The 23,983-nt window shown below is 41.2% G+C and carries 18 protein-coding genes and 4 pseudogenes; 7 read left to right on the forward strand and 15 right to left on the reverse strand.

The genetic code is table 11. From position 1 onward, the window contains the following. Positions 1-61 precede the first annotated feature (61 nt). The 8 genes from carB to ribF all read right to left on the reverse strand — a co-directional run bounded on the left by carB (position 62) and on the right by ribF (position 11,663). The gene (gene carB / locus E3U36_RS11255; RefSeq protein ID WP_180816579.1) at positions 62-3,292 is read right to left on the reverse strand and encodes a carbamoyl-phosphate synthase large subunit; all 3,231 of its coding nucleotides are present in this window, start codon (positions 3,290-3,292) and stop codon (positions 62-64) included. 13 nt (positions 3,293-3,305) lie between these two features. Further along, positions 3,306-4,472, reverse strand: coding sequence for a glutamine-hydrolyzing carbamoyl-phosphate synthase small subunit (gene carA, locus E3U36_RS11260; protein WP_180816580.1), 1,167 nt, complete (start codon positions 4,470-4,472; stop codon positions 3,306-3,308). A gap of 433 nt (positions 4,473-4,905) precedes the next feature. Further along, positions 4,906-5,733, reverse strand: coding sequence for a 4-hydroxy-tetrahydrodipicolinate reductase (dapB, locus tag E3U36_RS11265; protein WP_180816581.1), 828 nt, complete (start codon positions 5,731-5,733; stop codon positions 4,906-4,908). A 179-nt stretch (positions 5,734-5,912) separates the two neighbouring features. Continuing rightward, positions 5,913-6,863 (reverse strand): 4-hydroxy-3-methylbut-2-enyl diphosphate reductase, encoded by a 951-nt coding sequence (ispH, locus tag E3U36_RS11270; protein WP_180816582.1) that lies wholly within the window; start codon positions 6,861-6,863, stop codon positions 5,913-5,915. After that, the gene (gene fkpB / locus E3U36_RS11275; RefSeq protein ID WP_180816583.1) at positions 6,844-7,314 is read right to left on the reverse strand and encodes an FKBP-type peptidyl-prolyl cis-trans isomerase; all 471 of its coding nucleotides are present in this window, start codon (positions 7,312-7,314) and stop codon (positions 6,844-6,846) included. The genes ispH and fkpB overlap by 20 nt, the downstream gene beginning before the upstream one ends. Before the next feature lie 61 nt (positions 7,315-7,375). Continuing rightward, positions 7,376-7,876, reverse strand: coding sequence for a signal peptidase II (lspA, locus tag E3U36_RS11280; protein WP_180816584.1), 501 nt, complete (start codon positions 7,874-7,876; stop codon positions 7,376-7,378). Continuing rightward, positions 7,876-10,695, reverse strand: coding sequence for an isoleucine--tRNA ligase (gene ileS, locus E3U36_RS11285; RefSeq protein ID WP_180816585.1), 2,820 nt, complete (start codon positions 10,693-10,695; stop codon positions 7,876-7,878). Before ileS ends, lspA begins: the two co-directional genes overlap by 1 nt. Positions 10,696-10,733: 38 nt before the next feature. Further along, positions 10,734-11,663, reverse strand: a complete 930-nt coding sequence (ribF, locus tag E3U36_RS11290) for a bifunctional riboflavin kinase/FAD synthetase (RefSeq protein WP_180816586.1) — start codon at positions 11,661-11,663, stop codon at positions 10,734-10,736. A gap of 337 nt (positions 11,664-12,000) precedes the next feature. Here ribF and rpsT point away from each other — a divergent pair, with 337 nt between their 5' ends. Then, the gene (gene rpsT / locus E3U36_RS11295) at positions 12,001-12,261 is read left to right on the forward strand and encodes a 30S ribosomal protein S20 (RefSeq protein ID WP_180816587.1); all 261 of its coding nucleotides are present in this window, start codon (positions 12,001-12,003) and stop codon (positions 12,259-12,261) included. Between the two features lie 83 nt (positions 12,262-12,344). On the opposite strand, the pseudogene nhaR reads toward rpsT, so the two are convergent. The 4 genes and pseudogenes from nhaR to E3U36_RS11315 form a co-directional block, all read right to left on the reverse strand. Continuing rightward, positions 12,345-13,244, reverse strand: a pseudogene (gene nhaR / locus E3U36_RS11300) (transcriptional activator NhaR). 23 nt (positions 13,245-13,267) lie between these two features. Then, the gene (locus E3U36_RS11305) at positions 13,268-14,191 is read right to left on the reverse strand and encodes an IS5 family transposase (RefSeq protein WP_180816588.1); all 924 of its coding nucleotides are present in this window, start codon (positions 14,189-14,191) and stop codon (positions 13,268-13,270) included. 287 nt (positions 14,192-14,478) lie between these two features. Then, entirely contained in the window at positions 14,479-15,672 is a 1,194-nt protein-coding gene (nhaA, locus tag E3U36_RS11310) for a Na+/H+ antiporter NhaA (RefSeq protein ID WP_180816589.1), read from the reverse strand. A 630-nt stretch (positions 15,673-16,302) separates the two neighbouring features. After that, a complete protein-coding gene (locus tag E3U36_RS11315; RefSeq protein ID WP_180815895.1) occupies positions 16,303-17,226 on the reverse strand; it encodes an IS5 family transposase in 924 nt (307 codons plus the stop codon). On the opposite strand from E3U36_RS11315, the gene E3U36_RS11320 reads away from it, so the two are divergent. Next, positions 17,220-17,387 (forward strand): hypothetical protein, encoded by a 168-nt coding sequence (locus tag E3U36_RS11320; protein ID WP_180816590.1) that lies wholly within the window; start codon positions 17,220-17,222, stop codon positions 17,385-17,387. The two genes, E3U36_RS11315 and E3U36_RS11320, sit on opposite strands and share 7 nt — an antisense overlap. 45 nt (positions 17,388-17,432) lie before the next feature. Here the strand turns inward: E3U36_RS11320 and E3U36_RS11325 are convergent, their stop codons facing one another. Then, a complete protein-coding gene (locus E3U36_RS11325) occupies positions 17,433-18,356 on the reverse strand; it encodes an IS5 family transposase (protein WP_180816591.1) in 924 nt (307 codons plus the stop codon). Here E3U36_RS11325 and E3U36_RS13055 point away from each other — a divergent pair. Then, complete coding sequence (locus tag E3U36_RS13055) at positions 18,345-18,470, forward strand: hypothetical protein (protein WP_255479081.1); 126 nt, start codon at positions 18,345-18,347, stop codon at positions 18,468-18,470. The two genes, E3U36_RS11325 and E3U36_RS13055, sit on opposite strands and share 12 nt — an antisense overlap. Here E3U36_RS13055 and E3U36_RS11330 read toward each other — a convergent pair. After that, positions 18,430-18,987: pseudogene (locus tag E3U36_RS11330) on the reverse strand (PEP/pyruvate-binding domain-containing protein); the annotation flags it as partial. The gene E3U36_RS13055 and the pseudogene E3U36_RS11330 overlap by 41 nt on opposite strands. A gap of 239 nt (positions 18,988-19,226) precedes the next feature. Between E3U36_RS11330 and ppsR the strand changes: the two are divergent. The 4 genes and pseudogenes from ppsR (at position 19,227) to E3U36_RS11350 (ending at position 23,436) form a co-directional block, all read left to right on the forward strand. Continuing rightward, positions 19,227-20,042, forward strand: a pseudogene (gene ppsR / locus E3U36_RS11335) (posphoenolpyruvate synthetase regulatory kinase/phosphorylase PpsR). A 64-nt stretch (positions 20,043-20,106) separates the two neighbouring features. After that, complete coding sequence (locus tag E3U36_RS11340; RefSeq protein WP_180816592.1) at positions 20,107-21,030, forward strand: IS5 family transposase; 924 nt, start codon at positions 20,107-20,109, stop codon at positions 21,028-21,030. 239 nt (positions 21,031-21,269) lie between these two features. Further along, positions 21,270-22,316 (forward strand): 3-deoxy-7-phosphoheptulonate synthase, encoded by a 1,047-nt coding sequence (locus E3U36_RS11345; RefSeq protein ID WP_180816593.1) that lies wholly within the window; start codon positions 21,270-21,272, stop codon positions 22,314-22,316. 243 nt (positions 22,317-22,559) lie between these two features. Beyond that, positions 22,560-23,436: pseudogene (locus tag E3U36_RS11350) on the forward strand (IS5 family transposase). On the opposite strand, the gene E3U36_RS11355 reads toward E3U36_RS11350, so the two are convergent. Next, the gene (locus E3U36_RS11355) at positions 23,423-23,878 is read right to left on the reverse strand and encodes a methylglyoxal synthase (RefSeq protein WP_180816594.1); all 456 of its coding nucleotides are present in this window, start codon (positions 23,876-23,878) and stop codon (positions 23,423-23,425) included. The pseudogene E3U36_RS11350 and the gene E3U36_RS11355 overlap by 14 nt on opposite strands. Positions 23,879-23,983: the final 105 nt, after the last annotated feature.

Raw genomic sequence — 23,983 nt, forward strand, 5'->3', positions numbered from 1 at the left:
TATTTGCCCAGAATAAGAAAATGGCCCGGTTAAACAGGCCATTTCAAATAGTCAGTAATAGTTAATGCTGGATCATTTTATGCATCTCTTGGACAGATATAACCTGCTCTGTAGGATCAGCATTGAGAGAGATCGCGGTCGCAAAACCGCCATTGATAGTGGTATCATAATTTACTTTATATTGTAATGCACTGCGACGAATCAGCTCCGAATCTTCTATTGCACGACGGCCCGCGGTAGTATTGACAATATAACTGTATTCACCATTTTTTATTCTATCCTTAATATGAGGCCGTCCCTCATGCACTTTATTAACTAAACGCGGGTTAATTCCGCCCTCACCCAGCACAATTGCGGTACCATGAGTTGCATCTAACTCAAAACCATGCGCAATTAATTTAGCCGCTAAATCAACAACCTTGGCTTTATCATTCTCTCTTACTGAAAGTAATGCGCGGCCAGATTTTTTCATAGTAGAAGAACAACCAAACATAGCTTTAGCAAATGCTTCGGCAAAAGTGCGACCAATACCCATAACTTCACCGGTGGAACGCATTTCTGGCCCTAAAATAGGATCAACACCAGGGAATTTATTAAATGGTAATACGACTTCTTTTACCGAATAATAAGGTGGAATAATTTCTTTCGTTACACCCTGTTTAGTTAAGGATTGCCCGACCATGACACGAGCGGCTACTTTTGCCAGTGGTATTCCTGTTGCTTTTGATACAAAAGGCACTGTACGAGCAGCACGGGGATTCACCTCGATTAAATAGACGTCATTATCTTTAACCGCAAATTGAACATTCACTAATCCTCGAACGCGTAGTTCAAAGGCCAGCTCTTTTACCTGTTCACGCATGACATTTTGTATATTCTGACTCAAGGTATAAGGTGGCAAGGAACAGGCCGAATCACCAGAATGAACGCCCGCCTGTTCAATATGCTCCATAATACCACCAATTAATACGGTTTCCCCATCACAAATGGCATCTACATCAACCTCAATGGCATCATCCAGGAAATGATCGAGCAATACTGGTGCATCATTGGAAACACTTACCGCGGTCTGAAAGTACCGACGTAAATCAGTTTCATCATAAACAATTTCCATTGCTCGCCCGCCTAAAACATAGGAAGGACGTACAACTAATGGATAACCAATACTGTGAGCCTTTTCTATAGCCTGTTCAATTGTTGTAACCGTGGAGTTTTCTGGTTGCTTAAGTCCTAAACGGGCCACTGCTTGTTGAAAACGTTCTCGATCTTCAGCGCGATCAATCGCATCCGGGCTAGTGCCAATAATTGGAACCCCCGCTTCTTCTAAGGCAAGCGCCAATTTTAAAGGTGTCTGGCCACCATACTGCACAATTACACCTTCAGGTTGTTCGACCCTGACTATTTCTAATACATCTTCTAAAGTGACTGGTTCAACATAAAGACGATCAGATGTATCATAATCAGTAGAAACCGTTTCAGGATTACAGTTTACCATAATTGTCTGATAGCCATCTTCACGTAACGCCAACGCAGCATGAACACAGCAATAATCAAACTCTATTCCTTGACCAATACGGTTTGGTCCACCACCGAGTACCATAATCTTAGATTTGCTATTGTCAGGGTTGGCTTCACATTCATCTTCATAAGTGGAATAGAGATAAGCGGTATCTGTAGCAAACTCTGCTGCACAAGTATCAACTCGCTTAAAAACAGGATGCAGTTTATAATTTTGGCGTAATTTACGGATTTCAGCTTCAGAAACACCGACTAATTTAGCCAAACGAATATCAGCAAACCCTTTTCGTTTCAATAGCCGCAAGAATTCTGCTGATAAGCCATTAATGCCAAACTCAGTAACTTTCTCTTCTAAACGAACAAGCTCTTCAATTTGTACCAAGAACCAACGATCAATATTGGTTATATTAAATACACCATCCACAGACATACCTGCGCGGAAAGCATCGGCTATATACCAGATACGTTCAGCACCAGCATCTTTCAATTCACGGCGAATTTTTGTTAACGAGTCGAATTCATCCAAATCTACTTTAGGATCAAAACCCGTTGCGGCAACTTCTAATCCACGCAATGCTTTTTGCATTGATTCTTGAAAAGTTCGCCCAATAGCCATGACTTCACCAACAGATTTCATCTGTGTTGTCAGACGATCATTACTACCCGGAAATTTTTCAAAGTTAAAGCGTGGGATCTTAGTCACGACATAATCAATAGAAGGTTCAAAAGAAGCAGGTGTCCGTCCTCCGATAATATCATTCATTAATTCATCAAGTGTATAACCTACGGCAAGTTTTGCTGCAACCTTAGCAATAGGAAAACCAGTTGCTTTAGATGCCAAGGCCGAAGAACGTGATACTCGTGGATTCATTTCAATAACAATTAAGCGGCCAGTTTTAGGATTAACGGCAAATTGAACATTTGAACCACCAGTTTCTACACCAATTTCTCGCAACACTGCCATCGATGCATTGCGCATGATTTGATATTCTTTATCAGTTAATGTTTGAGCGGGTGCGACAGTGATAGAATCTCCCGTATGGATCCCCATTGCATCGACATTTTCAATAGAACAGATAATGATGCAATTATCATTTTTGTCACGCACTACTTCCATTTCATACTCTTTCCAACCAATCAGCGATTCATCTATCAATAATTCGTTGGTCGGTGAAAGATCTAAACCTGTCAGACAAATATCTTCAAACTCTTCACGGTTGTATGCAATACCACCACCCGAACCGCCCATGGTAAATGAAGGGCGAATAATACATGGGAAACCTACTTGTGCTACTACGTCTAACGCTTCTTCCAGGGAATGAGCAATTCCTGAACGTGCTGTTTCAAGGCCGATTTTCTTCATTGCTTTATCAAATCGCTGACGATCTTCTGCCTTATCAATTGCATCAGCCGTTGCGCCAATCATGGTAACAGCAAATTCTTTTAATACGCCTTTACGCTCTAATTCTAAAGCACAGTTTAAAGCAGTTTGCCCTCCCATCGTAGGCAAAATCGCATCAGGACGTTCTTTTTCAATAATTTTGCGTACCACTTCCCACTGAATTGGCTCAATATAAGTCGCATCAGCTAGATCCGGATCCGTCATGATTGTCGCAGGATTGGAATTAACTAAAATAACTCGATAACCCTCACCCTCTTCTCGTAGTGCTTTACACGCTTGTGCACCTGAATAATCAAATTCACAAGCTTGGCCAATAACAATTGGACCTGCACCTAAAATCAGGATGCTTTTGATATCTGTCCGCTTAGCCATTTTTCGCTCCTGATCAATCAACTTGAGTATCTAAATTTGTTTGACGATATTTTTTAATCAATTCAATAAAATAATCAAATAGGGGTTCTGCATCTTTAGGGCCCGGACTTGCTTCGGGATGCCCTTGAAATCCAAATACAGGCTTCTCGGTATGATGTATGCCTTGTAAACTTCCATCAAACAGTGATTTATGGGTCACGCGCAATTTGTCAGATAAGGTTGCTTCATCGACTGCAAAACCGTGATTTTGTGCAGTGATCATAACGCGATTATTAACTAAATCTTTTACTGGATGGTTACCACCATGGTGGCCAAATTTCATTTTAACAGTATCAACCCCACTGGCTAATACCAGTAATTGATGGCCTAAGCAAATACCAAAAATAGGTATTTCTGTTGTTAAAAACTGTTTAATTGCTTTAATTGCATAATCACAGGCTGCTGGATCACCAGGACCATTAGAAAGAAAAATGCCATCAGGTGCCATTTTTAATACTTCATCAGCCTCTGTTGTTGCTGGCACAACCGTCAAATAGCAGCCACGATCAACGAGTAAACGTAAAATATTTCGTTTAACACCAAAATCATAAGCAACGACATGATAAGGCAGTTGCTCGCATGCCTTAGTAGCCGATAATCCATCGGCACCAAGATGCCAACTCTGTTGCTGCCAAGTATAAATGTCTTTAGTAGTAACTTCTTTAGCTAAATCCAGCCCTTTTATTCCACCAAATAATTTAATTTTTTCTAATGCTAAATTGATGTCTAAATTTTCACCAGTAATAATGCAACCATTTTGCGCGCCTTTTTCCCTTAATAGCCGCGTAAGCTTACGGGTATCAATATCAGCAATGGCGACTGTTTTATGGCGTTTTAAATAATCAGATAAACTCTCTTTTCCACGAAAGTTACTATAAATTAACGGCAAATCACGTATAACAAGCCCTTGAGCATGAATGATTGCTGACTCTTCATCATCTGGGTTAATTCCTGTGTTTCCAATATGGGGATAAGTGAGTGTAACAATTTGGCGGGAGTAGGAAGGATCAGTGAGGATTTCTTGATATCCAGTTATTGATGTATTAAAAACTACTTCTCCAACAACAATTCCTTCAGCCCCAATGGAATGACCATGAAACTGGGTTCCGTCTTCCAGAACCAATATAGCTGGCTTAATCAAAATACCCTCCAGGAGAATAAAAAAACATTTATTGAGCATATTTATTTATGTGTAAGCCAATAAATTCGTGCCAAAATGGAATTTAATCAAATTTTTGGCAAATTCCTCGCATTCTAATGATGAGAAGAGTGATTGTCTAGTAAAAAATAATTTTTTATTACTTTTTTAGTTAATTTATAATGAAAAATCAATGTAACTAGTAAAATGATAAATTATCTTAGCAAAATAATCGATTGCATAGCATGATAATTGTAAAAGTATGGTTTAGATAAATTTCATTATAGTAAATGTGCAAAAAATCATCTTAAGTCAATAAAATTTTTATTTTAAATAATAGAAATAAAAGTTATTAAATAAAAAACTTAATAACCGCCAAAAAAATTATGATATTAAAATTAACCTTTATTAATCAAACAGATAGATATATAAAAAATTAAATATTTTCTAAATTTAATACATCTTTCATGCTATATAAACCATTTTTTTTCCCTTTTAACCACAAACAGGCCTTCACAGCCCCATTTGCAAAGGTCATCCGACTTGATGCTTTATGAGTTATCTCTATTCTTTCACCTATATCAGCAAAAATCGCCGTATGCTCGCCAACAATATCGCCAGCTCTAATCGTTGCAAAGCCAATGCTGTTATTTTTTCTTTCACCAGTAATACCTTGGCGACCATACACTGCACAATCTTTTAAATCACGGCCAATTGACTTGGCAATAACATCGCCCATTGCTAAGGCTGTTCCTGAGGGAGCATCGACTTTATACCTGTGATGAGCTTCAATAATTTCAATATCACTATATTCGCCCATCACTTTTGCGGCTTTTTCTAATAACTTCAACATCAAATTAACGCCAACACTAAAATTGGCTGCTAATACAATAGGGATCGTTTTCGCCGTTTCTTCAATCGACTTCTGTTCAGTTTCATTAAAACCTGTAGTGCCAATAATCATCGCTTTGGCATATTTTTTACAAACTGACAGGTAATTTTGCGTACCTTCGGGACGGGTAAAATCGATCAAAATATCAAATTTATCTAAAACATTAATTAGATCATCACTAATTATAACATTTAAACCGCCAATGCCTACTAATTCACCAGCATCAGTACCTACTATACCTATACTTGAACCTTTTCTTTCTAAAACAGCTCCTAAAACAACGCCATTCTGTTGTGAAACTGCTTTAATTAGTTCACTTCCCATGCGCCCACCCGCACCAACGATGGCAACACGAATATCTGAATAAGTCATGTTTATCTCTCTTGATTAAAAGCAGATTAAGTATCCTGAGTTCGATAAGGTTAACAATCATCCTAGCTTAACGCGTACAGCAACCGTCAGTGACAAAAAAAGCCATTAGAGTTGGCTTAATTAATAGATAAATTGCTGCGCTAAAAAATTCATTTAATAAAATGCCCAAATCGCTATTATTATATTTGCTTGATTTCAACACGTAGCTCTTTTGGTACTTCAAAAACAATATTTTCTTCATGACCCGCAAGTTCGATCATTTCACTGGCACCTAAAACCATTAAGCGTTCAATAACCTGACGAACAAGCATATCTGGTGCAGATGCGCCAGCAGTAAGACCAATAATCTGCATATTTTCCAGCCAATGTTCTTGAATATCATCAGCAGAGTCAATCAGGTAGCCCGGCTTGCCTGCTCTTTGAGCCAATTCAGCAAGACGATTGGAATTAGAAGAATTTTTAGAGCCGACAACTAGTAGAATATCAGCCTTATTAGCTAATTCACGCGCTGCTTCCTGACGATTGGTTGTCGCATAACAGATATCATCTTTGCGTGGCCCGATAATATTTGGAAAACGAGTATTTAGCGCGTCAATAACATTAGCAGTCTCATCAACAGATAAGGTAGTCTGGGTCATAAAACAGAGGTTATTTTCATCTTTTACTTGTAATTTCCAGACATCCGCCGGCGATTCAACCAGATACATACCTCCAGCCGGATTATTATATTGCCCCATTGTGCCTTCTACTTCAGGATGCCCAACATGACCAATTAAAATCGCTTCTTTACCTTTACGACTGGCACGCGCAACTTCCATGTGCACTTTAGTCACCAATGGACAAGTTGCATCAAATAACATGGTCAGATGACGTTGCTTAGCTTCCTGTCGAATTGCTTGAGAGACACCATGAGCCGAAAAGATCAAAATAGCACCATCAGGGACTTCAGAGATTTGCTCAATAAAAATCGCACCACGTTGCCATAAATTGTCAACCACATAACGGTTATGGACAACTTCATGACGAACATAAATCGGCGCACCATAAAGCGCCAGTGCTCTATCAACAATACTAATTGCTCGATCAACACCTGCACAGAAACCCCTAGGGTTAGCCAGCAATATTTGCATTTGATTCCTCCCATTTCGGGTCAATTTCCAACACTTCAATGTTAAAAATGATATTCTGAGCCGCTAACGGGTGATTAAAATCAACAGTGATAGACTCTTCCGTCACTGCTGTTACGATCCCTGGCATTTCACTGCCATTTATCGTGGTAAATAATATGATGGCACCTACTTCAGGTATACCGACCTGAATAAAATCTTTTGGCATAAAGTATTGGATCATATCTGGGTTTGGTTTACCAAAAACGTCCTCTCCGCCTAAAATAAATGTCTTTTTTTCACCAACACTTAAACCAATTAATTGTTTTTCAAGTGCTCGCGATAGGCTTTTATCGCCAAGGCGAAAAAGTGCCGGTTTATCCTGATTATAGGTTGAATCAGCAATTGAACCATCCTCAAGTTTGATCGTGAAATGCAGCAACACGGCACTATTTGCTTGTACTAAGGTTAACATGACAATAAAAACCCACTGTTAAAAATAAATCAACCTGTTATCAACGTAAACGAACGATAATCTAAGACCCACTCGCTTTTTTAGCTGTATTGATGAAACTGCCAAGAATGATTAGTACCGCACCAAGACAAATCGCCATATCCGCAATGTTAAATGTTGGCCAATGCCAGTCACCAACATAAAAATCAATAAAGTCAACTACGAAGCCATGGACTAAGCGGTCGCACAAATTCCCTAGTGCTCCACCAATAACTAATGCATAAGCAATATTACTCAATTTTTTATTCACGCTTTGGCGATACATCATTACGAGAAGCACCACACAAATGACAATCGTAACCAAGGCAAAGAACCAACGCTGCCATCCCCCTTTATCAGCTAAAAAACTAAATGCTGCACCAGGGTTTTGAGCATAAGCCAAATTGAAATAAGGCATTAATGGTATCGCCTCATATAATTGAAAATTATTCAAAATTAGTTGCTTACTACCAAGATCAACAATTAATATCACAGCCGTTAACCATAACCAGCGTAAGCCAGTAGAGCAAATAGGATTTTTCATTAGGCAAACTTACGTATTTCACCGTTACCGGCTACATTAGTCACACAGCGGCCGCATAATTCTGCATACTCCGCCTCCCGACCAATATCCGTTGCATAATGCCAACAACGAGGACATTTATCACCTTCCGCCTGCTGGAAAGCTATTTTCAATCCACTCAGTTCACTATTCTGTGCCTGAACTGGGGCTTGGCTAATATCAATTACTTTAGCCTGTGAAGTTAACAATACAAAACGTAACTCATCACCTAAACGATTAAGTATTTCAGCCAGTTCTCTATCAGTATATAAAATCACTGCAGCCTCCAACGAGCTACGGATAAGTTTGTCTGCACGCGCTTGTTCGAGAACTTTATTAACCTCACTACGGATAATTAATAACTTATTCCAAAATTCATCATTAAGCGTTTCATTAACATCCAAGCCAAACAAGTCAGCATAATATTCATCAGTAAAGACATATTTGCTCTGTCTAGTAGGCAATTGCTGCCAAATTTCATCGGCCGTGAAAGAAAGGATCGGCGCAATCCAGCGTACCAAGGCCTCTATGATATGAAATAAGGCTGTCTGACAACTACGACGTGCCAAGCTATCACTTTTTGCCGTATATTGACGATCTTTTATAATCTCTAAATAGAAAGAACCCATTTCAACTGAACAAAACTGCATCAAACGCTGAACGACTGCATGAAAATCATAATTAGCATAATGCATAGCGATTTCCGCTTGAGCGGCTTTCGCCCGCCCTACTGCCCAGCGATCTAATATCACCATATCTTCTGGTTTAACTTGATGTGAAGTAGGATCAAAACCGTTCAAATTGGCTAATAAAAAGCGTGCTGTATTACGAATACGCCGATAGCTGTCGGCAGAACGTTTTAAAATCTCATTTGACACAGCAATCTCACTAGTATAATCGGTTGAAGCAACCCATAGCCGCAGAATATCAGCTCCTAAATCATTCATGACGTCTTGTGGGCTAATGGTAGTATTACCCAAAGATTTTGACATTTTACGGCCTTGTCCATCAACCGTAAAACCGTGGGTTAATACTTCTCGATAAGGCGCTTTTCCTTTCATCGCAGTTGATAGCATTAGAGACGACATAAACCAACCACGATGTTGATCAGCGCCTTCCAAATATAAATCAGCAGAATGTCCTTTAAATTCAGGGCGAACATCTACAACCGCATAGTGTGTAGAACCAGAATCAAACCAGACATCAAGCGTATCCGGGACTTTAACATAATCAGCTGCATCACTTCCTAATAGGGTAACGGGGTCAAGATCCCACCATGCCTGGATACCTGCTTTTTCAACATGTTTAGCGACTTCTTCAATCAATTCTAACGTCCGTGGATGTAATTGTTCTGTCTGCTTATGCACAAATAATGCCATCGGCATACCACCGGTGCGCTGACGAGAAATACACCAATCTGGACGATTTGCAACCATAGATTCAATCCGGCTTTGTCCCCAATCTGGGATCCATTTAACCCCGTTAATCTCTTTTAGCGATTGTTCACGTAAACCATTTTTTTCCATACTAACAAACCACTGAGGTGTAGCACGAAAAATAACCGGTGTCTTATGCCGCCAGCAACAAGGATAACTATGCTGTAATATTTCTTTATGTAGCAATGCCCCTTTTGCCGCTAAAAGTTCGATAATTAATTCATTTGCTTTAAATACAAAAACACCGTCCAAACCAGGATAAGTATTAGGTAAATAACACCCATTTGGACCGACGGGATTTGCTATTTCAAGTTTATATTTCTGCCCAACAATATAATCATCCGGCCCATGGCCTGGTGCCATATGTACAATCCCGGTACCCGCGTCTAAAGTAACGTGATCACCTAAAATAACAGGCACATCGAAATTCATAAATGGGTGATGAAAGCGCAGTACTTCCAATTCAGAGCCATTACATTGTGCTAAAATTTGCCACTCTGTTGCTGCAATACGCTGCATTACTGTTTCAACCAGTGATTTTGCCAAAATTAAACATTCATTATTATTGACGTTCACTAATTGATATTCAAAATCAGCGTTAAACGCAATCGCACGGTTGGCGGGTAACGTCCAAGGTGTGGTCGTCCAGATCACGGCTGAAACCGGCAAAGCCGACGATTTTACGCCAAATTTACTATAAACAGCGTTAGCATCCACCGAGCTAAAGCGTACATCAATGGAAGGTGATGATTTATCATAATATTCAACTTCCGCTTCCGCTAAGGAAGAACCGCAAGCAGTACACCAATGAACCGGTTTAACACCTTTCACTAAGTGGCCATTTTCAATCACTTTACCTAATGCACGAATAATATTGGCTGCAGTACTAAAATCCATGGTTAAATAAGGCTGTTCCCAATCACCAAGTGCGCCCATTCTGATAAAATCAGCTTTCTGGCCCTCAATTTGTTCTTTGGCATATTTGCGACATTCTTCACGAAAAACAGCTGCAGAAACCTTGTCACCTGGTTTACCGATAATTTGTTCAACTTTATGTTCAATTGGCAAACCGTGGCAATCCCAACCAGGAATATATGGCGAATCAAATCCGGCCAGTCCTTTAGATTTAATGATAATATCTTTGAGAATTTTATTAACTGAGTGACCAATATGAAGACTACCGTTTGCATAAGGAGGACCATCATGCAATATAAATATCTGTTTGCCTGTTTTGGCCTGGCGAATAGCTTGGTACAAACCTTCTTTATACCAACGGGCTAACATTTGTGGTTCTCGTTTAGCGAGATCACCGCGCATAGGGAACCCTGTTTCCGGTAAATTCAGGGTATTTTTATAGTCACTCATCTAAATTCTCAGTTCCAATTTTCTGCTAAATATCTAAATTATGACGACTGGAAGAATTGTCTCGCAGCCATTATATCCTTACCGATTTGCTGTCTTAATTCATCAATAGAAGCAAATCTCTGCTCGTTACGCAATTTTTTACGCAATACAACATCAATATGACGTCCATATAAATCCATATGCACATCTATTAAATGAACTTCAATTTGCTGATCAACCCCATTCACGGTTGGGCTTGTGCCAATATTTGCCACTGCCTGCAAATGGTGATCGGCTAATCCATATACTTCTACCACATAAACGCCTTTAACAGGCATAACTAAACATTTAAATGGTATATTCGCTGTCGGGAAACCGATCGCACTACCAAGCTGGCGACCATGTACCACTCGACCACTCAATCGGTAGGGGTGTCCCATAAGATTCTCAGCAAGGGTAAGATTATCACTTAATAGTGCTTGCCTGACAGCCGTACTACTAACTCGCTGGCCGGCGTCACAAAAACTTTCAGTATTGGCCACTTCAAAACCATATTGTTCCCCTGCTTCACTAAGATATTTCAAATCACCCTGTCTATCTTTGCCAAAACGAAAATCATCACCTATCGCCAAAAATTTAACCCCCAATTTTTCCACCAGCAATTGTGAAACAAAAGCCTGCGGTGTCAATGAAGCAAATGTTGGATTAAATTTAACACACAGTAAATAATCAACGCCATATTCGGTAAAGTATTTTATCTTATCAAGTAAACGCGTTAAACGTGCTGGCGCATTTGCGCCCAAAAAAAACTCCAATGGTTGAGGTTCAAAAATTATGACCATCGTTGGCAGCCCAAGACGCTGACTCTGTTGTTTTAAATGTTTCAATAATGCCTGATGCCCTCGATGAACAGCATCAAAATTGCCAATAGTCAACACACAACCATGATGATATGCGCGAATATTATGTATACCACGTACTAACTTCATAATCGGCTCAATATAATAAAAATTGCTGGATTATACCGCTTACTACCTTGAAGGGTAAGTCACCATTTGATTAATATTTATAACAAAGATAATAAATTGTTGTTTGTCATTAAAAAAATACTTAATCTAACCACTTTCCTACAATTTCATCCGGTTTTTCACATTTAAAACTGTATTCTTAATCAGTAAACTGGTAAAATACCGGTTAATCACAACAGATTCGCATTGCTGTACACGATGCTTATTTACACAAATTCATTAACAAATGAAGGCTAAAAAGGCATATTCCTCCGCCTTTAGATTGTCCTCGATAGAATAAATATTTGGGAGTTGGGCCTTGGCTAATATCAAATCAGCTAAGAAACGTGCCATACAATCAGAGAAACGTCGTCAGCATAATGCTAGCCGTCGTTCTATGGTGCGTACTTTTATCAAAAAAGTTTATGCCGCTATCGCTACTGGCGATAAAGAAGCAGCACAAAAAGCATTTAACGACATGCAACCTATTGTTGATAGCTATGCTAGCAAAAGCTTGATCCACAAAAATAAAGCTGCACGTCATAAAGCAAATTTAGTAGCGCAAATCAAATCAATGTAATTTATTTTGATTTTGCTAAAAAACCGGCTTCAGTCGGTTTTTTTATTATTATTAAAAAATGGCTCTTATTGTTTATAAAATCTTTAATCAAATAGACCAGAAAAATCCTTATTACAAACACGTTGCACTGCTGGATGCTGGATCATACGTTCAGCAAAAATAACATAATATTCTTCTTTTACTTTATCCATATTACCAATTTCAACTACTTCATTATCTAAAAAAATCTCACTAGCATAGAGCGATGGCGTAACAAATATTGCGTTATGATACATGCCAAATGCTTTCATCAATGCAGCATCATCAAACTCGCCCAGGATTTCTACCTGCAAATTATTATTTTGGATCCAAGAAAGCAGGTTAAGACCTAACATAGAACGCCGACCTGGGATCAATAATCGCCGCTCTTCTAGACACAGTGGAAAAGGTTTCTCCGGTATTGGTTTGCGACAGAAAAAACTAACGCCACATTCTCCAAGCTTGACGGAACATAACCCCTCTTGTTGGGACGAATCAACCGGGCAATCAGATAAGATCATGTCTAACTTATGTTGACTTAATTGCTCCAATAAAAGCTCGTGTGTCGATTCAAAACAGCGTAAATGGATCCGCTCATGCTCAACAATAGCTGTTTCAAGGACACGGCTTACCAGCCGTTTCGATAAAACGTCAGCAACACCAACATCAAATAACAAATTCGTTTCACGACTATAATTAACAATATCTAGCAGTTCCTGGCTTAGCACAAACATTTTATCAGCATAACGAAAAACTAGTTGCCCTAGTTCTGAAGGAACCAGCCCTCTACCTTGCCTTTTAAATAATTTACCATTCAAACGTTCTTCTCATGCCTTAATCTGACCCGTTATTGTCTGAGGCGTTAAATAAAGTTCTTCAGCGGCGCCAACAACCGATCCCTCTTTACAAACATGCCAGAAGTAATAGAGATGGGCTTTGTTGAATAAATCAGAATTAGCCGACAGGATGGCTCCCTCTGCTACAGCTGTTATCCGATCCTGACGCTGTGTGGCATACCCAACAACGTCATACGGTTCAGCGCTTTGACCATCGCCATTGCTTCACCTACCTGAGCCTCATAGTCACGCAGCCTCAGATGGCCACCCAGCAAAGTTTTTATGCGGAACATCGCTGTTTCTGCCACTGAACGCCGGTGATAACCCACTTTCTTTTTCCACATATCATTACTCCTGCTCAGACGCTGATTCGCCACCGCATGGTTACGTTCATGGTACTTATCCGGCCAGTATTTCGCTCCGCTTCGCGGCGGGATAAGGGGCCTGATTTTCTTTCTTAGCAACGCGTCGTGGCAGTAACAGGCGTCATAAGCACCGTCTGCTAACACTTCCCTGATTTTCCGGTGGGTTTGGTTAATCAGGCCCGGCAGTGCCTGCGCATCTGTCGTTCCGCTGAGCGATAAGTCGGCACAGATAATCTCATGAGTCACACTGTCTGCTGCCAGATGAAGCTTGCGCCACACTCTTCGTCTGTCAGCCCCATGCTGCCTGACTTTCCATTCACCTTCGCCAAAGACCTTCAGACCGGTACTGTCGATGACCAGATGCGAGATTTCACCACGCGTTGGCGTTTTTATGCTGATGTTGACGCTCTTTGCTCGTCTGCTGACCAGCGAGTAGTCCGGACAGCACAGCGGCAAAGACATGAGTTTAAAAATCGAATAAACGAAGCCCTGTAATGCCCGGAGCGACAGGTTAAACACACGCTTCATCATCAGGACAGTGGTAACAGCCATATCGCTGTAGTAAAGCGGCCGGCCACGACCTTCAGGCGAAGAACTGTCAGTCCATCCAGCGATGGCCGACTCATCAAGCCAGACCGTCAGGGAACCGCGTTGTCTGAGTGCCTTGTTGTACGCTGGCCAGTTGGTAATTTTAAACTTTTGCTTTGACATGGGGACCTGATGTTGAAACGAATTTAGCGATCAGCTCCGCCAATCACCTAAAAGTTCGATTTATTCAACAAAGCCATAGAGATGATTAAAATTGAGATGCGACACTCTCATATCGATTCCTTTTTGTACCACCGATAACTGTTTATATTCGTTATTTTCTGAACATTAGAAGATAAACGATTAATTTCATTTTACCTAAATAAGATACTCTCGCTACAAAAATAAAATATTGTATTGCGAACACAAAAATACTATTTATTTCACGCAAATATAACTTAAAATTAACGTTATACTGCATGATTAGCTGCTTTAGTGCTAATTGGCTTTTTAGGTAATACACTATTCAATAATAATAATCCTAAGATAGCCGCTAGCGTCGAACCGATTAGGATCCCCAACCGTGCATAAGTACTAAAATTATCTAAACCTTCAAATGCTAAACTGGCAATAAAAATTGACATGGTAACGCCAATACCACAGAGTACTGAAACAGCAAATATCTGCTTAAGGTTAATTTTGGCGGGTAATTTTGCAACGCCTAATTTTAACGCTAGCCAACTAAACAGAAAAATACCTGTTGGTTTACCAATTAATAAACCTAACGCGACACTGATCGGTAAAGCACTGGCAAGATTAGTTAGGGTAACACCATCAAGTTGTATGCCTGCATTAGCAAAGGCAAATAATGGCAAAATTAAATCAGCAACCCAAGGATGTAAAAGATGTTCTAACTGTTCAGAGGGTGAATTATTTTGTCCCCCTTTAAGAGGTATCAAAAAGCCCACAATGACACCAGCTAACGTTGCATGGATACCTGATTTTAAAATACAAACCCATAAGATGACACCAACAACCAAATAAGCAGAAGTATTTTCAACTTTACGCCAATTCATCCATATTAATACCAATAGAGAAAGAATAGCTAACCCTAAGGCCATGATAGAAACAGATTTAGTATAAAAGAGAGCAATAATGATAATTACGCCAAGATCATCAATAATCGCCAACGACAGTAGAAATACTTTTAACTCTGTTGGTACACGTTTACCTAATAGTGCCATGATACCCAATGCAAATGCAATATCTGTCGCCGCTGGGATCGCCCAACCCTGCCGGGCAATTTCATCATTCAAATTAAAAAATAGATATACCAAAGCGGGTAATAACATACCGCCTACCGCAGCAACAGCGGGAAATATCGCTTTATCACGACCAGCAAACGAGCCATCTATCAGTTCTCGTTTAACTTCCAGGCCAACCACCAAAAAGAAAATGGCCATTAAACCATCGTTGATCCACAATAAAAAAGGTTTATCAATATCTAATACGCTGATTTTAACCGCAATGGGAATATTAAGAAATTGCTGGTAAATACCTTGCAATGGAATATTAGCCATAATCAAAGCTAAGATGGCAGCAATAATTAACAGCACCCCACTTGCTGCTTCTAATTTTAAAAACTGTCGTATAATTGCTGTCATTACTATAACCTCAGTGTTAAGTAGCTTAATTAATTTTACGCTAATCCATACAATTCGGAAAAACATGTTTTTTAACTTAAATAATTCGTTTATACCGAGCAGTTACTAACTATTTTGACGCTATTTAGCCGATTAGCTGTTTAAAATTAGGCTAGCATTGAAAAACAATTAGTTAATCTTGGTACTAAAAAAAGCAGGTAATAAAAATCCGATAAGTTTAGTTTTGATAAAACTCCATGATGTTGCAAATAATTGGCTGGTTTTTTGGCTTAATTTTTGCCATAAAGTTGAACCTACGGCTTCTTTTGTCCTATCTTATTATTTTGCTTTAATTCCACACTCGCTATATTTTGTCCTATTTCTTTATCTACTACCAATTCCATTTTTAACTCTGTCGTTCCGCTTTGCAATGGCTGGCCGGTTTGATTAGTAACAATTAATTGTTCATTTTTCTTATCCCTATTTTCTTTTATTTCTTGATAAACCCTAATAAAATATTCTGATTCTTTACCCTTTAATTCTGCGAGTGATCGATTTTGTTCAAGATAACATTCTATTCGATTGAATTCAGCTGGGCTTTGTTGAATAAATCAGAATTAGCCGCCAGGATGGCTCCCTCTGCTACAGCTGTTATCCGATCCTGACGCTGTGTGGCATACCCAACAACGTCATACGGTTCAGCGCTTTGACCATCGCCATTGCTTCACCTACCTGAGCCTCATAGTCACGCAGCCTCAGATGGCCACCCAGCAAAGTTTTTATGCGGAACATCGCTGTTTCTGCCACTGAACGCCGGTGATAACCCACTTTCTTTTTCCACATATCATTACTCCTGCTCAGACGCTGATTCGCCACCGCATGGTTACGTTCATGGTACTTGTCCGGCCAGTATTTCGCTCCGCTTCGCGGCGGGATAAGGGGCCTGATTTTCTTTCTTAGCAACGCGTCGTGGCAGTAACAGGCGTCATAAGCACCGTCTGCTGACACTTCCCTGATTTTCCGGTGGGTTTGGTTAATCAGGCCCGGCAGTGCCTGCGCATCTGTCGTTCCGCTGAGCGATAAGTCGGCACAGATAATCTCATGAGTCACACTGTCTGCTGCCAGATGAAGCTTGCGCCACACTCTTCGTCTGTCAGCCCCATGCTGCCTGACTTTCCATTCACCTTCGCCAAAGACCTTCAGACCGGTACTGTCGATGACCAGATGCGAGATTTCACCACGCGTTGGCGTTTTTATGCTGATGTTGACGCTCTTTGCTCGTCTGCTGACCAGCGAGTAGTCCGGACAGCACAGCGGCAAAGACATGAGTTTAAAAATCGAATCAACGAAGCCCTGTAATGCCCGGAGCGACAGGTTAAACACACGCTTCATCATCAGGACAGTGGTAACAGCCATATCGCTGTAGTAAAGCGGCCGGCCACGACCTTCAGGCGAAGAACTGTCAGTCCATCCAGCGATGGCCGACTCATCAAGCCAGACCGTCAGGGAACCGCGTTGTCTGAGTGCCTTGTTGTACGCGGGCCAGTTGGTAATTTTAAACTTTTGCTTTGACATGGGGACCTGATGTTGAAACGAATTTAGCGATCAGCTCCGCCAATCACCTAAAAGTTCGATTTATTCAACAAAGCCCTTTTTCGGCTAAACCTGTAGCTAACGATTTAGCGCCAGCCAAAAAGTTAGGAATATCATTAATACCCACCACATGGCTTTGTTGAATAAATCAGAATTAGCCGCCAGGATGGCTCCCTCTGCTACAGCTGTTATCCGATCCTGACGCTGTGTGGCATACCCAACAACGTCATACGGTTCAGCGCTTTGACCATCGCCATTGCTTCACCTACCTGAGCCTCATAGTCACGCAGCCTCAGATGGCCACCCAGCAAAGTTTTTATGCGGAACATCGCTGTTTCTGCCACTGAACGCCGGTGATAACCCACTTTCTTTTTCCACATATCATTACTCCTGCTCAGACGCTGATTCGCCACCGCATGGTTACGTTCATGGTACTTGTCCGGCCAGTATTTCGCTCCGCTTCGCGGCGGGATAAGGGGCCTGATTTTCTTTCTTAGCAACGCGTCGTGGCAGTAACAGGCGTCATAAGCACCGTCTGCTAACACTTCCCTGATTTTCCGGTGGGTTTGGTTAATCAGGCCCGGCAGTGCCTGCGCATCTGTCGTTCCGCTGAGCGATAAGTCGGCACAGATAATCTCATGAGTCACACTGTCTGCTGCCAGATGAAGCTTGCGCCACACTCTTCGTCTGTCAGCCCCATGCTGCCTGACTTTCCATTCACCTTCGCCAAAGACCTTCAGACCGGTACTGTCGATGACCAGATGCGAGATTTCACCACGCGTTGGCGTTTTTATGCTGATGTTGACGCTCTTTGCTCGTCTGCTGACCAGCGAGTAGTCCGGACAGCACAGCGGCAAAGACATGAGTTTAAAAATCGAATCAACGAAGCCCTGTAATGCCCGGAGCGACAGGTTAAACACAAGCTTCATCATCAGGACAGTGGTAACAGCCATATCGCTGTAGTAAAGCGGCCGGCCACGACCTTCAGGCGAAGAACTGTCAGTCCATCCAGCGATGGCCGACTCATCAAGCCAGACCGTCAGGGAACCGCGTTGTCTGAGTGCCTTGTTGTACGCGGGCCAGTTGGTAATTTTAAACTTTTGCTTTGCCATGGGGACCCTGATGTTGAAACGAATTTAGCGATCAGCTCCGCCAATCACCTAAAAGTTCGATTTATTCAACAAAGCCACGATGATCATAACCTTGATGAACTCGATATGAGATAGCCAGGTCGTTAAATAGTGAAGCAAAAACATGTTTAATAGCAAACATTACCGCGTCAATACCTTGTACATTCAAAAAAGTTTCTTGCTGACCTGCAAAAGAAGCATCTGGCATATCTTCGGCAGTAGCAGAAGAACGTACGGCAAACAAAATATCAGACTCATCGGCGGATAATTGCAAAAAAGCCTGCCGAATATCTTGTTCTAATTTATCGCCAAAAGGGTTATCTATGATCCATTGCCGGATTTGGCTACCTGCTTTGGCTAATTGAGTTACATCGTCAATATCAATTTCATCCAATAATTGGTATATACGCTGATTAACCCCACCTTGTTCTAAAAAATCATTGAAAGCTCGGGCGGTAGTGGCAAAACCATTCGGCACCATAACATTCAGATTAGCTAAATGTGTGATCATTTCACCTAAAGAAGCGTTCTTTCCACCAACTAAATCAACATCATTCATAGTAAGCTGGTTATACCAAAGTATATTGCATGAAGTACGGCCATTATCGGACATTGAAAAAGATACCTTATTAAAATTCATAGGAAGTGTAAATATTTTAGTTAGTTGGCAAAAATTATCTCATTATTAATGACTAACATAGTGTTGAACCAAAAATGGAATGGTGAATCGATCAAGCTCATAATAATATTTTTTAACACCAGATAATCTATCATTCGGCTAACAAATTTTTACATTTGATCTTTATTATTTTACTTTCTAAAAATAGAATTAAAGAAAAGGAAAATTCACCAATGGAAAATCATTACGCCAAAAATTTAGAACGCAGTGTATTTTTTATCTCTGACGGAACCGCTATTACTGCAGAGACACTCGGGAATGCAGTTTTATCACAATTTCCGCTAAATTTTTCTTCTTACACACTACCGTTTGTCACCAGCGAAAAACGCGCCGAAGAAATAAAACAAAAAATTGATCAAATCTATTCAAAAACCCATCTCCGGCCGTTGGTTTTCTACTCGATTATCTCCCCAACAGTAAAAAAAATTATTACCAATAGTGCCGGCTGTTGTCATGATATTGTCCAATCTTTAATTGATCCGATCCAGCAAGAGATCGGCTGAAAACCCGAACCAAAGCTCAACCGTACGCATGGACTATCTAATCTAAATCAATATGATGCTAGAATTGCAGCGATTGAATATACATTAGCGCACGATGATGGTATATCACTAAAAAACCTCGATCAGGCTCAAGTTATTTTACTTGGGGTTTCGCGCTGTGGTAAAACACCCACCAGCCTCTATTTAGCGGTGCAATTGGCCATCCAGGCTGCCAATTACCCTTTCACCGAAGATGATATGGATAATTTACAATTACCACTTGCATTAAAACCTTATATAAATAAACTTTTTGGTCTAACAATTAGTCCTGAGCGTCTAGCTGCTATTCGTGAAGAGCGCTATGAAAAAAGTCGTTATGCTTCTTTACATCAATGTCGGATAGAATTAACTGAGGTTGAGGCTTTATTTAGAAGACATAATATTAACTATTTAAATACAACTAATTACTCTGTCGAAGAGATTTCAGCCAAAATTAGGCTTTGTTGAATAAATCGAACTTTTAGGTGATTGGCGGAGCTGATCGCTAAATTCGTTTCAACATCAGGTCCCCATGGCAAAGCAAAAGTTTAAAATTACCAACTGGCCAGCGTACAACAAGGCACTCAGACAACGCGGTTCCCTGACGGTCTGGCTTGATGAGTCGGCCATCGCTGGATGGACTGACAGTTCTTCGCCTGAAGGTCGTGGCCGGCCGCTTTACTACAGCGATATGGCTGTTACCACTGTCCTGATGATGAAGCGTGTGTTTAACCTGTCGCTCCGGGCATTACAGGGCTTCGTTGATTCGATTTTTAAACTCATGTCTTTGCCGCTGTGCTGTCCGGACTACTCGCTGGTCAGCAGACGAGCAAAGAGCGTCAACATCAGCATAAAAACGCCAACGCGTGGTGAAATCTCGCATCTGGTCATCGACAGTACCGGTCTGAAGGTCTTTGGCGAAGGTGAATGGACAGTCAGGCAGCATGGGGCTGACAGACGAAGAGTGTGGCGCAAGCTTCATCTGGCAGCAGACAGTGTGACTCATGAGATTATCTGTGCCGACTTATCGCTCAGCGGAACGACAGATGCGCAGGCACTGCCGGGCCTGATTAACCAAACCCACCGGAAAATCAGGGAAGTGTCAGCAGACGGTGCTTATGACGCCTGTTACTGCCACGACGCGTTGCTAAGAAAGAAAATCAGGCCCCTTATCCCGCCGCGAAGCGGAGCGAAATACTGGCCGGACAAGTACCATGAACGTAACCATGCGGTGGCGAATCAGCGTCTGAGCAGGAGTAATGATATGTGGAAAAAGAAAGTGGGTTATCACTGGCGTTCAGTGGCAGAAACAGCGATGTTCCGCATAAAAACTTTGCTGGGTGGCCATCTGAGGCTGCGTGACTATGAGGCTCAGGTAGGTGAAGCAATGGCAATGGTCAAAGCGCTGAACCGTATGACGTTGTTGGGTATGCCACACAGCGTCAGGATCGGATAACAGCTGTAGCAGAGGGAGCCATCCTGGCGGCTAATTCTGATTTATTCAACAAAGCCCCCAAAATTATTGAAATATTTGGGCTAAGTCGTCGTATATTTTAACAATTTAAAATTAGCTGAGAAACGCTCATTACTTTAACGATATCTTAAACAACCATTAGATCCAGTTTATTTTCGGTTATGGTAATGCTAGTTTATTTGCCAGAAAATCGACTATATTGAATTATATATGAGATAAATATGTATAAAACCGATGAGTTAAGAACTCAACCTATTGATAGACTTATTACGCCTCAAGCGCTGCTGGATGAATTTCCGCTATCCAAAGAAATTATCAAAAATGTTACAACGTCACGGAAATCGATTGAGTCAATTTTAATTGGCCAAGATCAACGCCTATTGGTGGTCATTGGCCCCTGCTCTGTACATGATACCCAAGCGGCACTTGAATATGCCAAAATGTTGGCTAAATTGCGCGGCGAATATAAAGATTATCTTGAAATCGTGATGCGTACCTATTTTGAAAAACCACGTACAGTGATTGGCTGGAAAGGTTTAATTCCCGATCCTGACCTAAACAATTCCTACCAAGTTAACAAAGGCTTGCGTTTAGCCCGTGAGCTACTAACTAATATTAATCAACTTGGACTACCAACAGCAACTGAATTTTTAGATATGATAACCGGTCAGTATGTAGCCGATCTTATTAGCTGGGGAGCTGTCGGCGCCAGAACAACAGAAAGCCAAATCCATCGACAAATGGCATCAGCTCTGTCATGTCCGGTTGGTTTCAAAAACGGTACCGACGGCAATATTAATATTGCTATCGATGCTATTCGTGCCGCACGTGCCAGCCATGTATTTTTATCGCCTGATAAGAATGGCCAAATGACTATTTATCAAACGAAAGGTAACCCTTATGGCCATATGATTATGCGGGGAGGAAAACGGCCTAATTATAGCGCTGAAGATATTGCCATAGCCTGTAGTCAGTTACGCAAATTGGGATTACCGGAACGATTGGTTATCGACTTTAGCCATGGTAATTGCCAAAAAATTCATCACCGCCAAATCGATGTAGCTAAAAACATTGCTCAACAATTGCAAAAAGGCTCAAGGGCTATCGCCGGCATTATGGCAGAAAGTTTTCTAATAGAAGGTACCCAGCAAGTCACTGCAGGCAAGCCACTGACCTATGGTCAGTCTATTACCGACCCTTGCCTAGGCTGGCAAGACACTGAACAATTACTAACTATACTTGCTGAAGCGGTAAAACATCGATTTTAGTCATCATAAAGGATAATTTTTAAGTCACAATTAAATTAATTGTCAAACAAAATTCTTCCTTACCAATAAGTTATTTTATCTAACCGGATTTACTGAATTTTTTATTATTCAAATACCAAATGCCCCACCATCAGCTATCTTTACCCTATATACTTGTATAATTTTTTAGGCTTTGTTGAATAAATCGAACTTTTAGGTGATTGGCGGAGCTGATCGCTAAATTCGTTTCAACATCAGGTCCCCATGTCAAAGCAAAAGTTTAAAATTACCAACTGGCCCGCGTACAACAAGGCACTCAGACAACGCGGTTCCCTGACGGTCTGGCTTGATGAGTCGGCCATCGCTGGATGGACTGACAGTTCTTCGCCTGAAGGTCGTGGCCGGCCGCTTTACTACAGCGATATGGCTGTTACCACTGTCCTGATGATGAAGCGTGTGTTTAACCTGTCGCTCCGGGCATTACAGGGCTTCGTTGATTCGATTTTTAAACTCATGTCTTTGCCGCTGTGCTGTCCGGACTACTCGCTGGTCAGCAGACGAGCAAAGAGCGTCAACATCAGCATAAAAACGCCAACGCGTGGTGAAATCTCGCATCTGGTCATCGACAGTACCGGTCTGAAGGTCTTTGGCGAAGGTGAAAGGAAAGTCAGGCAGCATGGGGCTGACAGACGAAGAGTGTGGCGCAAGCTTCATCTGGCAGCAGACAGTGTGACTCATGAGATTATCTGTGCCGACTTATCGCTCAGCGGAACGACAGATGCGCAGGCACTGCCGGGCCTGATTAACCAAACCCACCGGAAAATCAGGGAAGTGTTAGCAGACGGTGCTTATGACGCCTGTTACTGCCACGACGCGTTGCTAAGAAAGAAACAAGTACCATGAACGTAACCATGCGGTGGCGAATCAGCGTCTGAGCAGGAGTAATGATATGTGGAAAAAGAAAGTGGGTTATCACCGGCGTTCAGTGGCAGAAACAGCGATGTTCCGCATAAAAACTTTGCTGGGTGGCCATCTGAGGCTGCGTGACTATGAGGCTCAGGTAGGTGAAGCAATGGCGATGGTCAAAGCGCTGAACCGTATGACGTTGTTGGGTATGCCACACAGCGTCAGGATCGGATAACAGCTGTAGCAGAGGGAGCCATCCTGGCGGCTAATTCTGATTTATTCAACAAAGCCGATGTGATAATGAAATCAGCACTAGCTATATTCTTGGCAACAGGAATGTTCCATACAGTAGCGAGTCGAAGTAGCGCTTTTACATCCGGATCATGTGGAACTGCATTTAATGGATCCCAAAAGAAGATTAAAATATCGATTTTTTGTTCGTCAATCATCGCGCCAAGTTGTTGATCTCCTCCCATTGGGCCACTGAGCATATTAATAATCTTTAATCCAGTATGTTGATGAATTAAGTTACCCGTTGTACCAGTGGCAAATAATTTGTGTGTTTTTAGCACAGAAATATGTTTTTGCACCCATGTTAGTAGTGATAATTTACGGTGATCATGGGCAACCAAAGCAATATTTTTACTTTTTTCCAATCTGCGAATAACGGATTCCATAAATTTCCTTACATTGATAGATATTTACTAGTTTAGCAACTAACGCACTATGCCAATATTCAATATTGATTGAGTTAACTCAACAAATTCGACAAGTGTAGTAGC

Origin of the sequence: Arsenophonus endosymbiont of Aphis craccivora (assembly GCF_013460135.1) — a bacterium.
Classification (GTDB): Bacteria; Pseudomonadota; Gammaproteobacteria; order Enterobacterales; family Enterobacteriaceae; genus Arsenophonus; species Arsenophonus nilaparvatae.